Origin of the sequence: Psychrobacter sp. YGAH215 (assembly GCF_007280595.1) — a bacterium.
GTDB classification, from domain to species: domain Bacteria; phylum Pseudomonadota; class Gammaproteobacteria; order Pseudomonadales; family Moraxellaceae; genus Psychrobacter; species Psychrobacter faecalis.
The window spans coordinates 1-19,505 of sequence record NZ_VKLR01000010.1; the positions used below are offsets into that span (position 1 = coordinate 1).

Sequence of the window (19,505 nt, forward strand, 5' to 3'; positions counted from 1 at the left end):
TTTTATGCCATTTTTCTTTAAACTGGGACTGTGACAGTCGGGGCAGCTGATATCTATTTGTGTCTTCATAACCTCAAATATATCATCTTGCTTCGGCTGTCACTCTCCTTTATTACCTCAGCATACTTTCTGATACACCACCTTATTATGAATACCACCGAATTTGTCCCCGTTGCCCTATTAAGCGACATCGCCCATGATTTTTCTATTACCACGGCTGAGACTGGCTGGATGTTGACGCTATATGCGTGGATTGTCGCGGCGATGTCATTGCCATTGATGCTGCTCACCAGCCGTTTTGAGCGTAAAAGCTTACTTTTGGGCTTGTTTGTGGTGTTTATTGTCAGCCACGTCTTATCCGTATTTGCGTGGAGCTTTGAGGTATTGCTGATTAGCCGCGTGGGTATTGCGCTATCACACGCGATATTTTGGTCCATCACCGCCGCGATTGCGATACGCGTAGCACCGGAAGGTAAAAAAGCACTGGCGCTTAGTGTGCTTGCGACCGGTACTTCATTGGCGATGGTACTTGGTGTGCCATTAGGGCGCTTGGTCGGTCAATGGTTTGGCTGGCGAGCGACCTTTGGCGGTATTGGCGTGATTGCTTTTATCGTCTTTATCTTGCAAGCAAGGCTATTACCAACGTTACCCAGTATGTTTGAAGGCTCGTTTAGAAAAATTCCAGAATTGCTTAAGAATCCGTTATTGGTCTGTTTGTATTTGCTGATTTTATTAGTCTTTACCGCTCACTATACCGCTTATTCTTATATCGAACCTTTTATGCGCCAAGTCGGTGCTATTAGTGAAAATTCAGCTACTTTTATACTGCTCCTGTTTGGTATCGCTGGGATTGCGGGCAGTGTGATTTTTAGCCGTTGGGGTGATCGTTTTAATACCAGATTGATGCTGATATCGATCATATTAATGCTGCTATCTATGCTGGTACTATTGTTTGCCGTGACTTCTATCTGGGCGCTGAGTTTCATTGCATTACTGTGGGGCGCGGCGCTGATGCTGCTGATTATCTCTATGCAAGCCAAAGTCATTATGGTTGATGTCACTGCCCAAGACATGTTGATGTCGATGTTCTCAGGGATTATTAACTTAGGCATTGGCGCAGGTGCGCTATTCGGTGGTTATGCAGTGACGCATATTTCCATATCAAGTGTCGGCTATGTCGGCGCCGCTATCGCTGGTGTGTCGCTGCTCTTGATGTTATTTATGATAAAGCGCTTTCCCGAATTAAGCAGAAGACTTGGTTAATTAGAAGGCTTGGATAGCTAAAAACTTGATAGTAAATAAGCATAAAAAATGCCAGCCACTTAAATGGGCTGGCATTTTGCTGTTTGCTTTATTAAAAATACCGAGTAAGCCGTTTATTTAATAATCCACTTTACCGCGCAAGGCTTTTGTTTTGCCGCGCTGGGTTTTTTCATCAACGCGTTTACGTTTGGCATTTCTACTCGGTTTGGTCGGCCTGCGAGTTTTATTGACATGAGTGGCTTTGGTAATAAAGCTTTGCAGCCGCTCAAGCGCATCAATTCGATTACGTTCTTGGGTACGAAACTGCTGCGCCTTAATAATAAGTACGCCTTCTTTAGTCATTCGGCTGTCTTTACTGTCCAATAAGCGCTGCTTGATAACATCGCTCAAGCTTGAAGCATGAATATCAAAACGCAGATGAATCGCAGAGGACACTTTATTGACGTTTTGCCCGCCTGCCCCTTGCGCGCGTATGGCGCTAATGTCCACTTCGCTGTCATTCAGACTGATATTATTGCTGATAAAAATCATAAAACACTTTTATAAATGATTAATAGATAAGGTTAATGATAAAGCATTCGCAGTTAACACGCTACTTGCCCGCTTAATAGCGGTCAAAACGTCATATTTTTTAACCTCTATAATCCGCAATTTGTCGGGTAAACCTTATAAATGTTATCGTTTGACGTTGCTGTGTCTATCCTCTGTCTATAAAGCGTAAGCCTGCGCAGGGTTTTGATTTTAAGGTGATAGGATGACGTTAAGCAGACACGATATTAAAAGAACACCGTATTAAATAAATACGGTATTGTTGAATCAAAGCGTTGACGAGCTGATTTTAGTCAAAGGAATAAGCGTTGTATGACAACCAATAATAAGAAATCTAATCATAAAAAATCTAACACTTCTCTCAAAACTCACAACCTTACCGCTGATGAAAGCATTCAAGTCAGGGGCGCGCGGGTGCACAATCTCAAAAATGTCGATGTGGATTTACCGCGTAATGCGTTGGTCGTTTTTACCGGTATATCAGGCTCAGGCAAGTCATCACTGGCATTTGGTACCTTGTTTGCTGAGTCGCAACGCCGCTACCTTGATTCGGTATCGCCTTATGCACGGCGCTTGATTGACCAAGCTGGCGAGCCTGATGTCGATTCGATAGAAGGCTTGCCGCCCGCCGTCGCCCTGCAACAGCAGCGCGGTACGCCGTCGGTACGTTCATCAGTTGGTAGCGTGACGACGATTTCAAATGGTCTGCGTATGTTGTACTCGCGAGCGGGCGAATACCCTGCTGGGCAAGATATGCTGTATGCTGATGCTTTTTCGCCAAATACGCCAGAAGGTGCTTGCCCTACTTGCTCAGGTATTGGCCGCGTGTTTGAGGTCACAGAAGATTTGCTCGTACCTGACAAGACGAAAACCATTAGAGAACGCGCCATTGTTGCTTGGCCACCAGCGTGGCAAGGGCAAAATCTGAGCCGGATATTGACGACACTTGGCTACGATATCGACAAACCTTGGAACACGTTATCCAAGGAAACCCGCGATTGGATTTTATTTACCGATGAAACCCCAGAAGTGCCAGTTTACCCAGAGTACAATCTCGAGCAAGTACGCGAGGCGATTAAAAAAGGCGAAAAAACCAATTATAAAGGCACCTATGCCAGCGCAAAAAATTTCGTCTTACATTCTTTTGCTACGACCCAAAGTCCACGTACCAAAAAACGCGTGGCGCAGTTTATGCAAATTTCAGAATGTCCAAGCTGCCATGGCAAAAAACTCAAAAAAGAGTCGCTGTCGGTTAAATTTTCGGGGCTTGATATTGGCGAATTGTCTCAATTAACCTTGACTGAACTGGCGCTAAAACTTAACGACGCTGCCAATAAAAAACTCAGCGATGATATGCCCGACCGTGAAAAAGCCATCGTCGCCAAGCGTATTTCCAGCGATATTTTATCGCGTGTAGAAGCGTTAACCAGACTTGGGCTAGGTTACTTATCGCTTGAACGTACCACGCCTACCCTATCGCCCGGTGAGCTACAGCGCCTAAGACTTGGCACCCAAATTCGCTCTAAGCTATTTGGCGTAGTTTATGTACTCGATGAACCGTCCGCTGGCCTGCATCCTGCCGATACTCAGGCGCTATTAGGCGCTCTAGATGAACTGGTAGCGGCGGGTAATTCATTATTTATTGTCGAGCATGATGTCAGCGTCATTCGCCACGCCGATTGGATCGTCGATGTCGGACCAAAAGCAGGCAGTCATGGCGGTGAAATCATCTATAGCGGCCCTGTCGCAGGCTTGCGAGATATCTCTGATTCTTATACAGGGCAATATCTCTTTAGTAAAGACACAGCAACTCAAAAGTTAAAAACCGAGCAACCAAGACAACCTACTCATTGGCTAAAACTTGCCAATATCGAGCGTAATAATTTACAAGGGTTAGAAGTGGCATTTCCTTTAGGGGTATTAACCACAGTAACGGGCGTTTCAGGTTCGGGAAAATCGAGTTTAGTCAGTCAAGCGTTGGTTGAATTGGTCTACAATGCGCTTGGGCAAAAAACCGTGATTGAAGCGCCCACCGATGAAGCGGCTTTACTGGAGCAAGAACAAGAAACGCCAATAGGTGGAGAGATAGTCAGTGGTATGGAATATATAAAACGCTTAGTCACTGTTGACCAAAAAGCCATCGGGCGCACACCGCGCTCAAATCTGGCCACTTATACTGGACTGTTTGACCATGTGCGCAAATTATTTGCCACCACCAAAGAAGCAAAAGCAAGGCACTATGATGCTGGACGCTTCTCATTTAACGTAAAAAAAGGCCGTTGCCCAAATTGCGAAGGCGTCGGTTTTGTCAGCGTTGAGCTGCTATTTCTGCCGAGTGTTTACTCGCCTTGCCAAGTGTGCCATGGTCAGCGCTACAATAACGAAACCTTAGAAATTACTTATCAAGGTAAAAATATCGCCGAAGTGCTTGATTTAACAGTTGAAGCCGCTGCTGAATTTTTCATTGATGATGCCCCAATTATGCGCGCCTTAGATGCCTTGCTAAAAGTTGGGCTTGGCTATCTACGGCTTGGGCAACCAGCGACCGAGTTGTCTGGTGGCGAAGCACAGCGTATCAAACTTGCTACCGAACTGCAGCGTACCCAGCGCGGCGATACGCTGTATGTGCTCGACGAACCAACGACTGGCTTAGACCCTTCTGATGTCGCGCTGCTGATGGCACAGTTAAATGGGCTGGTCGCAACTGGTAATACGGTGATTATGGTTGAGCACGATATGCAAGTCGCTAGCAACAGCGATTGGATTATCGATATGGGCCCGGGTGCTGGCGATGAAGGTGGGCTTATTGTCGCAGAAGGCACACCTAAAGAGGTGGCGAAATCCAAAAAAAGTCGCACTGCACCTTTTTTATTGACTTAGTATTAATATAGTAATGCAAGAAGTAAAATGGCTGAATAAAAATATCAGTATAAAAACATCGGTATAAAAAAACCGCATCACTATGAAAGTCATGCGGTTTTCTATTTTTAAACATTAATGATTTCGACGCTTTAAACATGCATTGCTAACTAAGCAAGCATGCCACCATCGACAACCACGGTTGCGCCCGTCGTATAGCTTGAGGCGTCAGACACAAGATACAATACCGTGCCCGCCATCTCATCAGGATTAGCCACGCGCCCTAACGGAATCGCATGTAGCGCCATCTTTAAGACTTTATCATTGGTCGTTAACGCCGAGGCAAACTTAGTATCGGTTAACCCTGGCAGCAGCGCATTAACGCGAATGTTTAATGGACCACATTCTTTGGCAAAGGCTTTGGTCATGCTAATCACCGCAGCTTTAGTGATTGAGTAAATACCTTGCTTGTCACCTGCGACCAACCCATTGACCGAAGCGGTGTTTAAAATCACCCCGCCGCCCTGCTCGCGCATCATCTTACCGGCAGCCGTCGACATAAAGAAATAACCGCGAATATTGACTTCAACGGTCTTATCAAAAGCCGCTAGATCCGTATCTAAGATATGCCCATAATAAGGGTTTGCCGCGGCGTTATTGACCAAGATATCAATTTGACCAAATTCGCTTTTGATATGCTCAAAAATTGCCTCAATCTGATCCATATCGCCCACATGACAAGCAAAGGCGCTGGCTTTGTGACCATCAGCGACAATGCTATCGGCGACCGCTTGGCACGCGTCAATTTTTCGGCTAGAGACAATCACATGCGCGCCTCTTGACGCTAGTAAACGGGCAATAGATTCGCCAATACCGCGGCTCGCACCCGTAACCAAAGCAATCTTACCTGTTAAATCAAATAAGTCTTTCATCATTATTCCTTATATTTTTAAATATTTTAATAAATACTTTTGATGTTAAGCCAACATGCCGCCATCAAGGGTAAAGGCATGACCATTCATAAAGCTACTTTCATCACTCGCCAGCCATGCAATGGCGCCAGATACTTCATCGACATCTCCCAAACGGCGCATTGGGCTGGCTTTGATGGTGGCTTGCTGGGCGCGCTCGTCCATTTTCGCCATGGTATTACGGACCATCGGCGTATCGATAAAGCTTGGGCAAACGGCGTTAAAACGAATATTGACGCGGGCGTATTCATGAGCAGCGGATTTGGTCAGTCCCATGACGCCATGTTTCGCAGCGCTATAAGCTGACAGTAGCGGCGCTGAACGTAAACCAGCAATCGAGGCCACATTAATCACATGACCACCGCCATTAGGTGCCATGCAAGCAACAGCAGCGCGCATACAATGCCAGACGCCTTTTAGGTTAACGGCAATATTACGGTCAAAGTCCTCGTCACTTAGCTCATGCATCGGCGCCGGTTTATGGTCAATACCGGCATTATTTATCACCACATCAAGGCCGCCAAGCGTTTCCATAGCAAAAGCAAAGAGCGCGCGCACTTCATCACCACTACTCACGTCAACCTTTTTAAAGACGATACTATTGCCCGCGGCTTGCCCTTGCTGAGCAACCGCCTCCCCAAGCGCTTCTGCCAAATCACCAATCACCACTTTCGTACCGCGACTGGCGAGCAGTAGCGCACTTGCCGCACCAATACCAGACGCACCGCCGGTGATTAAAATACGTTTACCAGTGACGTCTGATGCAATTCCATTTGTATTCAATGTCATAATTTATCCCTCTACCTTAAGTACCAGTTTACCGAAGTTTTCACCTTTAAAGAGCATCATCAGGGTATCTGGGAACGTCTCGATACCTTTGACGATATGGTCTTTTACTTTAATGTCGCCTGACCCAATCCAGCCAGCAATATCTTTCATCGCCGTCGGATACTCTTTAATATTATCAAAGACGACGATGCCTTCCATACGCGCACGATTGACCAATAATGACAGATAATTTGATGGCCCTTTGACTTCTGTGGTGGTGTTATATTGGCTAATCGCACCGCAAATGACGATACGCGCATGCAGATTAATTTGCGTGAGTACGTCATTTAAAATATCGCCGCCCACATTGTCAAAGAAGACATCGACGCCGTTTGGACAGGTTTCTTTTAACGCTTTTTTTACATTTTCATTCTTATAGTCGATTGCCGCATCAAAACCCAGCTCATCGACTAAAAATTTACATTTATCACTACCACCAGCGATACCCACAACGCGGCAGCCTTTGAGTTTGGCAATTTGCCCAACTAAGCTACCAACCGCGCCCGCAGCGCCAGAAATAACCACAGTCTCGCCAGCTTTTGGTGCGCCGGTTTTTAATAAGCCAAAATAGCCCGTCATACCCGGCATACCGAGCACGCCCAAGTAATAAGACAATGGCGCAAGGCTTGGATCGACTTTATGTAGCCCTGTACCATCGCTGACTGCATACGACTGCACGCCGTTATGACCTACGACATAATCGCCAACAGCAAACTTCTCATGCTTACTTTCAATGACTTTACCCACCGTTCCTGCACGCATTACCTCGCCAATCTGTACGGGCGGTATATAAGATTTTGCATCGTTTAGCCAACCACGCATTGCAGGATCCATCGAAATATATTCAATTTTTATCAGCAGCTCACCATCTGAGATAGTCGGCAGTTCTGTCTCGGTATATTCCCACGTATCAGCGTCTGGTGCGCCCACAGGTCTTGCTTTTAAGCGCCACTGCTTATTGATCTGTTTGTTATCAGCTGCCATTATTTATTCCTTTAACGTTGTATTTATTATTCATACCAAACACGATGCAAAATTGATTAAAACCATTCTACTTGCATATCGGTACAGACCGCATTGTCATTATTTAGCAGCTCAATATCGCGCTTGATTAACGGCAATTCCCAATCAATAAAGTATTTTGCTGCTTGGATTTTTCCATGATAGAAGTTTTGCTTATCGACGTCGGCCGTATCATTTAATAGTTGCTCAGCTTTGCTGGCTTGGCGAATCCAAATCCAACTGACCACGATGGAGGCAAAGATATTCATCAAGGCCTGCGCATTACCCGTCAGCGTCATGGCTTTTTCCGTTTGTAGAATTTTGCTTAAATGCACGAGCACTTCATGTAAATGACCCATATAAGGCATCAACTTACCTGCCAGTTTTGCGCTCTCTGGCGTACTAATGCTTTCTATGTCTTGGGTGATTTCACGCTTGATAATTTGAATACCAAGCCCTTTGTTTTGCCATAACTTACGGAATGACAAATCTAGTGCCTGTACGCCATTTGTGCCTTCATGAATGGGATTAAGACGGTTATCACGCCAAAACTGCTCGGCTTGATACTCACGCGTATAGCCTGCGCCGCCCAATACTTGAATGCCTAAATCATTGGCTTTGGGGCCGTATTCAGATGGCCATGCTTTTAGTACTGGCGTCAGCAGGTCTAGCAACTCTGTCAATTCATTTTTTAACGTGGCATCTTCACAGGTGTTGATACGGTCAATCAGATTTGAGCCATATAGACAGAGTGAAATACCGCCCTCGCTATAGGCTTTTTGCGCAAGCAACATACGTTTGACATCACCATGCTGAATGATTGCGGTTGCTGCATCTTCAGGTTTATTATTGGGCGCAATTCTGCCTTGCGTTCTGTTTTTGGCATAATCGAGCGAATATTGATAACCGCGATAGCCAATCATCGCTGCACCAAAACCAACTGCAATGCGCGCTTCGTTCATCATTTTAAACATATAGCGCAGCCCAAAATGCTCTTCACCGATCAAATAGCCGTGACACTCGCCTGCATCACCAAAACTCAGTGCCGTAGAAGTCGCACCGCGATAGCCAAGCTTATGAATAAGACCCGTTAAATGGACGTCATTACGCTCGCCGACTGATAAGTCATCGTTTAAACGATACTTGGGTACGGCAAACAAAGAAATCCCTTTGACGCCAGCAGGACCGCCCGGTACTTTGGCTAAAACCAAATGCACGATGTTATCAGACAACTCATGATCGCCCGCTGAGATATAAATCTTGCTGCCTTTGATACGGTATGATCCGTCTTCTTGTTTAACGGCGGTGGTTTTGATATCGGCAAGTGACGAGCCTGCATGTGGCTCAGTCAATGCCATGGTGCCTGTGAATTCACCCGTTAGCATACGCGGCATAAAGGCATTTTTAATCTCATCACTGGCGAAATGAGAAATGACATTAATCGCCGCCGTGGTCAAAAATGGGTAAGCGGTGGTCGATGGGTTGGCCGCCATAAAATAGCCTGCTACCGCCGTCATCACGGTTTCGGGTAATTGCATGCCACCATCGTCAAAGCTATAACGACCCGCGATAAAACCCGACTCGCGAAAGGCGTCAAAAGCGACTTTGACATCGTCTATCATGCTGACTTTTTTGCCATCAAACTGCGGCTCGTTTTTATCGGCGACATGGTTATGCGGCAAAAATAGCTGAGTGGCGATTTTATTGGCGGTGTCGAGTACCGCATCAAAAGTTTCGCGGCTGTGTTCTGCAAACTTTGGATGCTCGGTTAAATGCTCAACCCCCAATACATCGTAGAGTTGGAACGGTAATTCAAAGTCATTGATAAGCGTATCGGCTGCCATAGTCATTTCCCTATTATGATAATGATAAATAAGCGGTGATGAATAATTGATGCATTGATATTAATCTAATTTAACGCTTTACCGTATTGTCATTTATGACATAATTATGGTCAAATAAGACAAAACTGATAGACAAATTTGGGAAAAACTGCTAATAAACTGACATTTTAAATACGTCTTTTCATAGGAAAATAAGCACTTATGCCCTACTTCAAACCCTTTAAAGTCATCATCGTTGGCTTCGATGGCGTGCTTGGCAGCGCTTTGACAGGCGCATTAGATTTATTTTCGTTTACCGGAGTGAGTTGGCAGCGGTTTTTGGATGAAGAAGTAGAACCAAGATTTAATGTGCAAATTGCCAGTCTTGGCGGCGTTGATATCAGATGTAGCAACCGCTTAATCATGCAAGCGCATAGCGATATTCAGGAAGTCACAGAGTGCGACTTACTATTAATTCCAACCATTGGCGATTCCATCGATAAAGTCTTGAGCCAAAATAACGCTCTAATTCCGCATATCAAGCGACTGGCAAATACCAAAGCCGATATCGCTAGTAACTGTAGCGGCGCGTTCTTTTTAGCAAAAGCAGGCTTGCTCGATGGCAAAGTAGCTACCACCCATTGGGGTTATGCCAGTAAGTTTAAGGCAGATTTTCCACTGGTTGATTTGCAAGAAAACCAATTTGTCACGCAATCAAAAAGCCAGTCAAAAGAACAATCGGGCAATATATTTTGTGCGGCAGGCGGTAGCGCCTTTTATGACTTGGGATTATTGTTAATCGAGCGTTATTGCGGGCGTGAAATTTCTACCCAAGTGGCAAAAACTCAGATTATTGATAGTAAACGCGGTAATCAAAACAGCTATACCAATGTGACATTGCATAAACCGCATGCGGACCAATTGGTTCAGCAAGTACAAGAGTTTATTGAGGAAAACTTCAAACAACCCATTCAAGTTAGCGGTTTGGCAGCGATGGTCAATATCACCCCGCGCACACTGAATAGACGCTTTCAATCCTGCGTGGCGATGCGCCCGATTGAGTATATTCAAGCAGTGCGCATTGAGCAGGCAAAGCGTTTATTAGAATTGGGCGATGTGACGATTAAGTCACTCGCGGAGCAAGTCGGCTATGATGATATCTCATCATTTACGCGGCTGTTTAAACGCGCGACTGAGCTGACCCCAAAAGAATATCAGGATAAATTTTCACGACTGGCGATTTAAAACCTTTCATACTTAGCTGACACTTTATTCCTATTTATAAGGTTTTTCTGACTGCTAAACGTTTTGCCACAACCCTTCGACATGAATCGCATCAGCTTTAATCGTTGGATAGTCGCTAAACATCAATTGATAGCCGCCCGCAGTATTTGTGCTTATCTGACACGTGGCTCCCAGTGGAAAGCTGTGTTTTTGGGCAATATGACCAAAGCGCATGCCGCTATAAATCGGCAATCCTGTCAGCTGATGCAATTGACGAATCACGGTGGCGACATCATAACGCTTATCATAACTGTCCTCACCGCTACCCGATAACGCACCAAATACAATCGCTTGCTGACCTTTAAACACCCTTGCCAAATACAAATCATATAGCATGCGCTCGATGCGGTAAGCTTGCTCGCCGACGTCTTCTAAAAATACGATACCATCTTTGATCCGTGGCAAATACTCACTACCTGCCAACGCCGATACTACGCTGAGATTGCCGCCCCAAATGGTGCCGGTTAGCGTTTTAGGTTCAGTGTTTGTCAAAATACTGGGTAAATTTACACTGGTTAAAGACGCATCTGCTATATTAATCGTCAAATTAGAATTGGTTAATGCTTCTACGAATTGGCGACAGCTGACTTGATCCGGTTTGGTTTTGCCAAACTCGCTATAAAGCATTGGCGCCGCAAGCGAGCTCATGCTACCTTTTGCCAGTAGCGCACACTGGATCGCCGTCACATCGCTAAAGCCCGCCAGTATCGTACCGCGCTCCTTCATAATACGCCCAAGCGTTGACCAATCCACCATTGGTAATACTCGCACTGCACCGTAGCCACCACGTACCCCAAGTAGCAGTTTAGGTGCTTTTATCGCACCCGTAGCGATGTTTTGCAAATCACTGGCACGCTGCGAATCCGTACCCGCAAAGCGCAAATACTGCCGTTTGGTAATTGCCGGATTATCCACTTTAAAACCCGCGCAGGCTAAACGCTCTAACGCCAACTCATTACGTTCGTCACTACCACCGACATTAGAGCTAGCAAAAAGCCGCGTTTCAATCGTTGGGACGATACATCTTGCTGGCGCTGGTTGTGCCTCACCTTTAAAAGACAAATGCTCATCTGAAAACGCTGTTGGTAAATCATCCTTGGTAAGCTGCGTACCGCTATCTTGCTCAATAGCATTTGTAGCCAACGCCCGAGTGATATTTTGCGTCGCTAGAAGCCCTGCTCCGGCACCAATACCAACGTGACATAAAAACTGGCGACGATTGAGCTCGGATGAAATCTTAGTCATGATGCTACCTTTTTTACCGTTAAATCGCTGCTTATCCTAGCAACCATTACTGAAACAAAGCGCGTATTATAACGCAGGTTGGGATACTATTTAGTACTCGAGCAGTATAGAACGCTTAAGTCAGGAGCATTTGGCATTTTAATAGACAACAAAACGATACAGAGTTACTTACCGTGTTATTTGGCTACAGACCCGACTCTTGCTATAGTAAAAACGCGTTGAACAATAAACAATAATGATAGATAAAAGGATTACAAAGATGGCTGACCAAGAAAGCGCAAAAGAAAAAGACAATAAAAGTCTGATGGATAGTATTAAAATCATCTTGGGTAAAGAAGATAAGCTCAATGACCAACTCGAAAAAGAAAAAGGTCTTGAGAGTTATGCTAAGGACTTGCTCCTGCTGATGAGCTTAGTCAAGGACTACTATAAAGGCAACTATCGCAATATCCCTTATAAAACCATTTCAGCAGCCGTGGTTGGACTGCTTTACGTGATCAACCCTATCGATATCATTCCTGACTTTATCCCCTTTATCGGTCATATCGATGACGTCTTGGTACTCAGATTTTGTCTAAAACTTGTAGAAAAGGATTTGGCAAAATACAAAAGCTGGAAAAATGAGCAAACAGCGTCGAAAGACGCAACTTCAAAGCATAGCGATAAAAAGTTAGAGGATAAAAGTAAACGCTTAAAGAAAACAGATAAATAATCTGGTAAGCAATCCCATAAAAAACACGGTCAATGACGCATGCACTGACCGAGTTTTTTATAGACCTAAAATAGAAAATTTTAAATGTATTTAAGCACTCAGCTTTTTAATTTTTTATTAATCAGGCACATCATAGCTTGGCTTTTCCGGGTTTAGACCAAACGAGTAGACAAAGGTGCCTATAAGGCTATTAATGATAATAAATGGCAAATCAATGGCCACATGGCCGAGTAAATAGCGGCCGATGAGCCACGACACAATCAGCATAATTATGAAAAATGCACCGAGATATCCTAAGATAGTTGGATGTTTGAGATGATAAGGCTGCTCAGGTTTTGGCTGTTTATCGAGAATATAGGTTCTTACTGCCCAACCGGCCGCGTAACAAAATCCACCCAACACCACATAACTAAAAAAATTCATATTGCCCGACTCTGATTAGAGGGTTGTTTATCATAAATACTGCTTTATAAAGGCCAATTACATACCGTCATTGACGTTATCAATAACGATATTGGCGTGAGGATTGGCTAAAATATCGGTATTAACGTCATCACATTCGACGCGATAAATGGTATTGGCACCGCGATAAATGTAAGACAAGTACTCACTATCTAGTAGCGGATCGATATTGGCATAAACAGGCTTCACATGCGCCAACACCAGCACTCTGTCTGGACGACCAATCACCGCATCGACATTATCAGGGTCGATAGAAAAATACGTCGGGATATCACTTTTTGCAAGCACTTCTAACGGTTCAGCGTCATCCCAAACGCGCTTAGCGCTAGCAGGCTCTTTCATTTGCATGACCCAACCGCCGCCCTGTTGGCTAACTTTTATTTGCGCCGGCTCATCATGACTGACCGTATAGCAGCCTGCAAATATGGATAAATCCGCTGGCACCTCAGCTTTTTTGGCATCAGCTGGCGTATTACTGTCATTACAGGCACTCAAAAACAGCGCGCTACTTGCGACCAGAGCAACCATTAAAGACGTTAATTTTTTATTCAAAACACTCGAGCTTACGGACATCATCGATTTATCCTGCATTGGTACATAAAAGCTTATATTGTGCATATTGCGCTAAGGTATGTCCGCACAATCACTGCTATTTTAACAGAAAACGGCAACGTTACCGCTATGATATGTGCTTTTGCCCTTTTATGCTTTTTATTCCTAGCAGTATCTGATAGATAAGCGAGATTAGATAAGCAAGATTTGCTATACTCAACCCTAAAATAGACGGTGCTAGCTTGCGTAAAGATAACGCTAGAAACCCCCTTTGCTCGATGTTTATTACTTATTAGGCTCATACTTTTTTATGTCAGAAAATTCTATTTCAGCGCGTTCATTTAATACGAGCAATCCGCTTGCTGCCAAAGCAAATACGACGGTTGCCTATACCGACGGCGCTTGTAAAGGCAATCCAGGTGCTGGCGGCTGGGGCGCGCACTTAATATTTAGCGATGGGCAGACGCAGGATTTGTATGGCGGTGAACAAGTAACCACCAATAATCGTATGGAGCTGATGGGTGCGATACAAGCATTGACCCATAGCCCGCGTGAGCAAATCCTTGAGATTTGGACAGACTCAAGCTATGTGAAAAAGGGTATCACCGAATGGATTGAAGGCTGGAAAAAACGCGGCTGGAAAACGGCCAGCAAAAAACCGGTCGCCAATCAAGACCTTTGGCAGCAATTAGATGCGCTATGCCAGCAGCGCGATGTCGCTTGGCACTGGGTGAAAGGTCACGCCGGACACGCGGGTAATGAAAAAGCTGACGAGCTAGCAAACTTGGGCGTGACGTCTAGCAGTGAAGATTTGAAAACCGCTAGCTTGCAAGATTCTGCTAAAAAAAAAGACCGACTGATGACTGATAACAAGCAGAGTCCGAGCAATGATTGGTTAAAGTTTGACCCATTAGGCTTTGATATGATGGATGATGAGCTTGATGAGTCGCTATTAGATGGTCAAAATCTTACTGGCGATATGGTAAATACAATAACAAATACAATGGCAAACACAGATATGTTAGTGGAAGAGAATCACAATCCGTACAATGCTAGCGAACCCATGAGACACACCGATATGCCAGATATAAATACCAATATGGATACTGAAGTAGAAACTAAAACGGAAGCTCGCATAGACACGGACACACCGACATTCGATGGTGACACTAGCCGAGCCAATCCGTATTTTATACCCCTGCTACCCAAACCTATCCACCGCCATGAATCTGACCGCCAGCTCATTATGGATACGGAGACCACCGGTCTTGACCCTATGAAGGGCGACCGCATTATTGAGGTCGGTATCGTAGAGTTAGTCGGGCGTAAATTTACTGGGGAGAAACTGCACGTCTACATCAATCCGCAGCGCGGAATGGATGAGGAGGTGATTCGTATTCACGGAATCTCTGAAGCGTTTTTAACCGATAAACCGACCTTTGATCAAGTGGCTCAAGCGCTTTATGACTTTATGGACGGTGCCGAAATCATCGCTCATAACGCTACCTTTGATATGAACTTCTTAAATATGGAGTTTGCCAAAGTTGGCATGCACGACTTTGCCGAGCGCGTACGAGTGACCGACTCTTTGATGATGGCAAAACAGCAATATCCGGGGCAAAAAAATACCCTAGATGCTCTGGTTCGTCGCTTAGATGTCGGTAAACAAGACCGTACTTTCCACGGCGCATTACTTGACTCGGAGATTTTGGCGGAAGTTTATCTGGCGATGACCGGTGGGCAAGTCACGCTGGCGATTGAGGAAGATACCCAAGCCGATGGCGGGCATACTGCCCATGCAAACTTTGCCGATTTGGCGGCTTTATTGCTCGAGTCAAGCAGTAATGAGAGCGCCAATCAAGGCTGGTATGCGTCGCTTGCGGACGATTATCCTGCGCTTAAAGATAAAATGTAACCCGTGAAGCATAAGTCATTAAAACGGTTTTTTATATGAACATAACGCCTTATACTGACCGTTAAGTAAGTAAATCTTGATTGTTATGCCGATAAGCGTTAAAACCTTATTTATAGACATTTTCAAATGCTCATCTAAACCTTTGCTATTTTCATCAGTACGTCATGGAAAAAAACAACTATGAATCCTTCTACACAAATGAAATTAACCGCCCCGACCTTGAGTGTGACTGATTTTAACCTACCATCGCTGCATTTATTGCACGATGAGATTAAGGTTATTTTAAAAGATACTGAAATTCATTTGGGCGAATTTAATGATGATGATAGCCAAGCGCCTTTATTGTTAGACTCTATTATTGTCCTAAAACAGCTGTCTTGTATTTTTCAGCTGATATCTTTGGTCGGGGCAGAAGTGCTCAATAACGCCATCGTCAATGGCTTGCAAAAACTTTATGACAGCCGTGATAATAATGATAATGCTTTGATTATGGATTTATCAGAAGCCATTATGACGCTTGATCGTTATATTGAGTTTATTTTGCTGACCGAATCGGTAGAGCCGACTTTACTCCTGCCTATCATCAATAGACTCAACGCTCATGGGCAAGCAGCACCGATCGATGCCGATTATTTTGCCGCGTTTGGTCATAGCAGCGTCATTATCGCTAATCCTGAAAACAACTTTCAACCGCTTAACGAGCTCAATCTTGATAGCGAATTATTAACTTATGCTTATCGTAGTGGACTTGGCGTTGCCTTATTAAATCAAGACGGTAAGGTAAGTGAGGATGAGCAGCAAAAGCTCGATGCGATGTCGGCAGCGTGCGCCTTGATAGCAGCAAATACCAACAGCCTGTTTTGGCAAGCAGCCACCGCTGCCGTTACGGATATTGCCAGCATTTTGCCGCTAAGCTTAAGCCAAAAACACACGCTTATTTATTTAGAGCAGCAGTTTCAAAGCTATCTGCCAGTAATGGACACGCGCTTTGCGCACTTGGTCAGCTTTGCCTGCCAGCGCGATACCAAAGAGGCACAAACGCTGCGTGAACTATATGCCGCCAATCAATTGGAAGACTCACAGCGCAAACAAATGGCGCAGTTCCTATTTGGACCCAATCGTGCTTTAACCGATACCTTAAACACCATTATTCAAGCGCAAATCAACACCATCAAAGAAAATGTCGATATCTACGCACGCGGTGATTCTATCAACCCTGTCGATATGCAAACCTCGCAAATCACCGAGCAACTGACTGAGCTGCGTTCAGCTTTTCAGTTATTGGGTCTGGCAAATGCTGCAAACAGTCTCAATGCTGCCGCAGAAGCGGTGAAAAAATGGCGCGCGCCTACGCCAGAAGATTTTGACCATTTATTACTCGCTTTGATGCACGCAGAAAACGCCACTATCGCCATGGCAGAGATGCATACCCCTGGGGCAATCTATTTACCTTTGAATAATCCGCATATATCATTGCATCAGCTGAATACTGCCTATGATACCCTGATACAAGAAAGTCGTACGGCGATTGCCAGCGCCGAACAAGCCATCACCGATTATTTGGCTGAGCCTGAGCGCGATGTATTAAATATTCAAAATATTCCTGAAATGCTGCGCCAAGTGTCAGGTGCAGTGCGCTTTTTACAGCTGCCAACGCCCGCCAGTATGCTTAGCCAATTGGCAAGTTATTTGCAGCAGCGTATCGGCAACGGCGCCCGCTTAGATGATGGTACTTTGGCTTATATTGCTGATGTCATTATGGCCGTTGACCATCATTTAGATGGCTTTGAAAACAATCGCCCAGTCAGTAAGCAAGCGTTAGATGTTGGGCAACAAAGCTTAAGCCAACTGCTTGCGGCATAATTTTAGCGTACTAAATAAGTAGATTAGATAGCTTACTTATTTAGTTATCATCTAACTGCTTATTTTAAACAGACTCCTACCCAAACGGATAAGAGTCTGTCTTTGATTGTTTGGAAACTGAACCTATGAGCCACGCCTTTATACTTCGTGACGAGACGATTTTATGTCGTCAAACGCCTCATGGCTGGTGGCCTATGCAGGTTGAGTTACCACAGTCTGATATCGATAACCCAGCGTTAAACACTCATGACACTCATAGCACGCAGCGAGCCTATCAAGTTGGCCGAGTGACACTATTTGAAAGCTTAGCGCCGACTCATTGGCTACCTAATGATGATAGCCGTCAAAACAAAAACAGCTTGACTGCTTTTGAAAGCGAAACTGCTAATACATTTACTACTAATGCTTTTACGTCAAAAGCTACCTTAGCAATGACTTATGATTATGCGATAGCAAATCATGTTACGTTGCCTAAAATTTTAGAAAATGCTGAGTTAGAAAGTCGCGGTTTAACAAGCAATAATAAAGAAAAAAATACTTTAGGTAATGACGAGTGTGCTTTTATTGCGTATCGCCTGCTTATTACACAGCTGCCATTTGCCTTATCTGACCAACTTAGCCAAGCCATACAGCTGCTTCGCTGGCAAGCAGACACACGGTTTTGTAGTCGCTGCGCAGCTCCTGTTGTCCATGCCAACCACGGTGAGCGCGCGATGGTCTGTCCTGTTTGCCGCTTACGTCAGTATCCACGTGTGCAGCCGTGTATCATCACCGCTATTACCCGACCCAATCCACAAACGGGTGCCATGCAAATTTTATTAGCGCACCATCATCGTTATGGGCAACAAAAAACTCCTCAACAAGCGCTACAATATGGTTTGATTGCCGGTTTTGTAGAGGTCGGTGAAAGTTTAGAGCATGCGGTGGTACGCGAAGTGGCAGAAGAGGTAAATATTAGTCTCAAAGACATTCGCTATGTCAGCAGTCAACCTTGGCCATTTCCGTCCAATTTGATGCTCGGCTTTCGGGCGGCGTATGCGGGTGGAGATATCGTCATACAAGAAGACGAGCTGTCACATGCCGATTTTTTTGACCTGACAAATTTACCAAAAATACCGTTTAAAGGTAGTATTGCCTATGCGCTGATTGCACAAATTGCTCATGAACAAGGCATCTCGCTCTAATCGATATTTAATTTGTAAGACCAAGATGTCTTTTATTAAATATCAATGCCCTTAATAAATAACGCCATTACCCTATTTTTTCATATTAGCACTTAGTACTAATATAAAGGTTTTACATTAAATGCAAAGCACTACCAGTAACAACAGCAATCTTATCCGTCTCGCCAATTTGCCTATCTTGTTCGATAGCTTGGACCTAGAGCGCTTGCCTACCGCAACCCAAGCAAAGATTGCGCGTATTGATGCCTGCCTACCGCAAACCCAATGCGGGCTTTGTGACCATGCCGATGGCTGCTTGCCGTACGCGGTGGCGATTGTTATTGATAATGAGCCTTATAATAAATGTGTGCCCGGCGGTCAGCCGGTGACCGATGCGATTGCGCAAATCATCAATCAAGATAGTAGCGATACACAACCACTTAACGCTGAGCCGTCAAAATGGCCGATAGATGTAAGCTCGCAGCGTCCAGTAGAAGTGCGCGCGGTGATTCGAGAAGATGATTGTATTGGCTGTACCAAATGTATCCCCGCCTGCCCTGTTGACGCCATCGTCGGGACTGGCAAGCATATGCATACTATTTTTACGGACTTATGCACGGGCTGTGAGCTATGTATCGCGCCCTGCCCAGTTGATTGCATAGACTTAGTCACCGTTGAGCGTACCCAATCGACAGCTGAACGCACGCTTGAACAAGAGGATTTGCGCCAACGTTATCATACGCATTTAAGACGCGTTAGTAAGCAGCTAGCGGATAGCAGCAATAGCAAGCCGGTGGTCAGCATGGTAGAAGCCAAGCTAAATAATGCCGCCAGTCAATCGTTAAATATCAGCGAAGAACAAGCAAAAAATACCATTGCCGCAGCTAAACTACGCAGTAAAATCAAGAAGTTAGAAAAGCAGCTGAGCGTACGGCCTAATGAGAGCAAACAGACGGAGCTTGAAGCATTACAAACTGAGCTTGCCCAACTTTAATAACCCATCTCTAATTTTGA

At 44.9% G+C, this 19,505-nt stretch carries 16 protein-coding genes; 8 read left to right on the forward strand and 8 right to left on the reverse strand.

The genetic code is table 11. The features are described from left to right. Positions 1-84 precede the first annotated feature (84 nt). A complete protein-coding gene (locus tag FOR85_RS05535; protein WP_306767969.1) occupies positions 85-1,263 on the forward strand; it encodes a sugar transporter in 1,179 nt (392 codons plus the stop codon). A gap of 117 nt (positions 1,264-1,380) precedes the next feature. On the opposite strand, the gene arfB is transcribed toward FOR85_RS05535, so the two are convergent. Continuing rightward, positions 1,381-1,794 (reverse strand): alternative ribosome rescue aminoacyl-tRNA hydrolase ArfB, encoded by a 414-nt coding sequence (gene arfB, locus FOR85_RS05540; RefSeq protein ID WP_144297062.1) that lies wholly within the window; start codon positions 1,792-1,794, stop codon positions 1,381-1,383. A gap of 330 nt (positions 1,795-2,124) precedes the next feature. Here arfB and uvrA point away from each other — a divergent pair, with 330 nt between their 5' ends. Next, positions 2,125-4,692, forward strand: coding sequence for an excinuclease ABC subunit UvrA (gene uvrA, locus FOR85_RS05545; RefSeq protein ID WP_144297063.1), 2,568 nt, complete (start codon positions 2,125-2,127; stop codon positions 4,690-4,692). A gap of 149 nt (positions 4,693-4,841) precedes the next feature. Here uvrA and FOR85_RS05550 read toward each other — a convergent pair whose 3' ends face one another. From FOR85_RS05550 to FOR85_RS05565, 4 genes are read right to left on the reverse strand one after another with little or no spacing between them, the layout of a single operon-like run. Continuing rightward, positions 4,842-5,606: an SDR family oxidoreductase gene (locus tag FOR85_RS05550; protein ID WP_223808527.1), complete on the reverse strand. Its 765-nt coding sequence runs from the start codon at positions 5,604-5,606 to the stop codon at positions 4,842-4,844. A gap of 42 nt (positions 5,607-5,648) precedes the next feature. Beyond that, positions 5,649-6,431 (reverse strand): SDR family NAD(P)-dependent oxidoreductase, encoded by a 783-nt coding sequence (locus FOR85_RS05555; protein WP_144297064.1) that lies wholly within the window; start codon positions 6,429-6,431, stop codon positions 5,649-5,651. Between the two features lie 3 nt (positions 6,432-6,434). Beyond that, positions 6,435-7,454 (reverse strand): NADP-dependent oxidoreductase, encoded by a 1,020-nt coding sequence (locus tag FOR85_RS05560; RefSeq protein WP_144297065.1) that lies wholly within the window; start codon positions 7,452-7,454, stop codon positions 6,435-6,437. Between the two features lie 56 nt (positions 7,455-7,510). After that, the gene (locus tag FOR85_RS05565) at positions 7,511-9,316 is read right to left on the reverse strand and encodes an acyl-CoA dehydrogenase (protein ID WP_144297066.1); all 1,806 of its coding nucleotides are present in this window, start codon (positions 9,314-9,316) and stop codon (positions 7,511-7,513) included. Positions 9,317-9,517: 201 nt separating this feature from the next. Between FOR85_RS05565 and FOR85_RS05570 the strand changes: the two genes are divergently transcribed. Further along, positions 9,518-10,540: a GlxA family transcriptional regulator gene (locus tag FOR85_RS05570; RefSeq protein ID WP_144297067.1), complete on the forward strand. Its 1,023-nt coding sequence runs from the start codon at positions 9,518-9,520 to the stop codon at positions 10,538-10,540. A gap of 54 nt (positions 10,541-10,594) precedes the next feature. Here FOR85_RS05570 and FOR85_RS05575 read toward each other — a convergent pair whose 3' ends face one another. Further along, positions 10,595-11,824 carry an LD-carboxypeptidase gene (locus FOR85_RS05575; protein WP_144297068.1) on the reverse strand — a complete coding sequence of 410 codons (1,230 nt, stop codon included), beginning with the start codon at positions 11,822-11,824 and terminating at the stop codon, positions 10,595-10,597. 259 nt (positions 11,825-12,083) lie between these two features. On the opposite strand from FOR85_RS05575, the gene FOR85_RS12965 reads away from it, so the two are divergent. Next, positions 12,084-12,536 (forward strand): YkvA family protein, encoded by a 453-nt coding sequence (locus FOR85_RS12965; RefSeq protein WP_144297069.1) that lies wholly within the window; start codon positions 12,084-12,086, stop codon positions 12,534-12,536. 117 nt (positions 12,537-12,653) lie between these two features. Here FOR85_RS12965 and FOR85_RS05585 read toward each other — a convergent pair whose 3' ends face one another. After that, entirely contained in the window at positions 12,654-12,959 is a 306-nt protein-coding gene (locus FOR85_RS05585) for a hypothetical protein (protein WP_144297070.1), read from the reverse strand. A 57-nt stretch (positions 12,960-13,016) separates the two neighbouring features. Next, the gene (locus tag FOR85_RS05590; RefSeq protein ID WP_144297071.1) at positions 13,017-13,574 is read right to left on the reverse strand and encodes a hypothetical protein; all 558 of its coding nucleotides are present in this window, start codon (positions 13,572-13,574) and stop codon (positions 13,017-13,019) included. A gap of 286 nt (positions 13,575-13,860) precedes the next feature. On the opposite strand from FOR85_RS05590, the gene dnaQ reads away from it, so the two are divergent. From dnaQ to FOR85_RS05610, 4 genes are all read left to right on the forward strand, one after another. Continuing rightward, on the forward strand, positions 13,861-15,465 hold the full coding sequence (gene dnaQ, locus FOR85_RS05595) for a DNA polymerase III subunit epsilon (protein ID WP_144297072.1): 1,605 nt from the start codon (positions 13,861-13,863) through the stop codon (positions 15,463-15,465). A 180-nt stretch (positions 15,466-15,645) separates the two neighbouring features. Then, on the forward strand, positions 15,646-17,328 hold the full coding sequence (locus FOR85_RS05600; RefSeq protein ID WP_144297073.1) for a hypothetical protein: 1,683 nt from the start codon (positions 15,646-15,648) through the stop codon (positions 17,326-17,328). A gap of 125 nt (positions 17,329-17,453) precedes the next feature. Then, the gene (gene nudC / locus FOR85_RS05605; protein ID WP_144297074.1) at positions 17,454-18,512 is read left to right on the forward strand and encodes an NAD(+) diphosphatase; all 1,059 of its coding nucleotides are present in this window, start codon (positions 17,454-17,456) and stop codon (positions 18,510-18,512) included. Positions 18,513-18,633: 121 nt separating this feature from the next. Beyond that, positions 18,634-19,485 (forward strand): RnfABCDGE type electron transport complex subunit B, encoded by an 852-nt coding sequence (locus FOR85_RS05610; protein WP_144297075.1) that lies wholly within the window; start codon positions 18,634-18,636, stop codon positions 19,483-19,485. Positions 19,486-19,505: the final 20 nt, after the last annotated feature.

What these genes read in the sequence shown, in the direction of transcription:
- arfB (WP_144297062.1), bottom strand. Translation starts at nt 1,794, where the DNA reads ATGATTTTTATCAGCAATAATATCAGTCTGAATGACAGCGAAGTGGAC.
- uvrA (WP_144297063.1), top strand. Translation starts at nt 2,125, where the DNA reads ATGACAACCAATAATAAGAAATCTAATCATAAAAAATCTAACACTTCT.
- FOR85_RS05550 (WP_223808527.1), bottom strand. Translation starts at nt 5,606, where the DNA reads ATGATGAAAGACTTATTTGATTTAACAGGTAAGATTGCTTTGGTTACG.
- FOR85_RS05555 (WP_144297064.1), bottom strand. Translation starts at nt 6,431, where the DNA reads ATGACATTGAATACAAATGGAATTGCATCAGACGTCACTGGTAAACGT.
- FOR85_RS05560 (WP_144297065.1), bottom strand. Translation starts at nt 7,454, where the DNA reads ATGGCAGCTGATAACAAACAGATCAATAAGCAGTGGCGCTTAAAAGCA.
- FOR85_RS05565 (WP_144297066.1), bottom strand. Translation starts at nt 9,316, where the DNA reads ATGGCAGCCGATACGCTTATCAATGACTTTGAATTACCGTTCCAACTC.
- FOR85_RS05570 (WP_144297067.1), top strand. Translation starts at nt 9,518, where the DNA reads ATGCCCTACTTCAAACCCTTTAAAGTCATCATCGTTGGCTTCGATGGC.
- FOR85_RS05575 (WP_144297068.1), bottom strand. Translation starts at nt 11,824, where the DNA reads ATGACTAAGATTTCATCCGAGCTCAATCGTCGCCAGTTTTTATGTCAC.
- FOR85_RS12965 (WP_144297069.1), top strand. Translation starts at nt 12,084, where the DNA reads ATGGCTGACCAAGAAAGCGCAAAAGAAAAAGACAATAAAAGTCTGATG.
- FOR85_RS05585 (WP_144297070.1), bottom strand. Translation starts at nt 12,959, where the DNA reads ATGAATTTTTTTAGTTATGTGGTGTTGGGTGGATTTTGTTACGCGGCC.
- FOR85_RS05590 (WP_144297071.1), bottom strand. Translation starts at nt 13,574, where the DNA reads ATGATGTCCGTAAGCTCGAGTGTTTTGAATAAAAAATTAACGTCTTTA.
- dnaQ (WP_144297072.1), top strand. Translation starts at nt 13,861, where the DNA reads ATGTCAGAAAATTCTATTTCAGCGCGTTCATTTAATACGAGCAATCCG.
- FOR85_RS05600 (WP_144297073.1), top strand. Translation starts at nt 15,646, where the DNA reads ATGAATCCTTCTACACAAATGAAATTAACCGCCCCGACCTTGAGTGTG.
- nudC (WP_144297074.1), top strand. Translation starts at nt 17,454, where the DNA reads ATGAGCCACGCCTTTATACTTCGTGACGAGACGATTTTATGTCGTCAA.
- FOR85_RS05610 (WP_144297075.1), top strand. Translation starts at nt 18,634, where the DNA reads ATGCAAAGCACTACCAGTAACAACAGCAATCTTATCCGTCTCGCCAAT.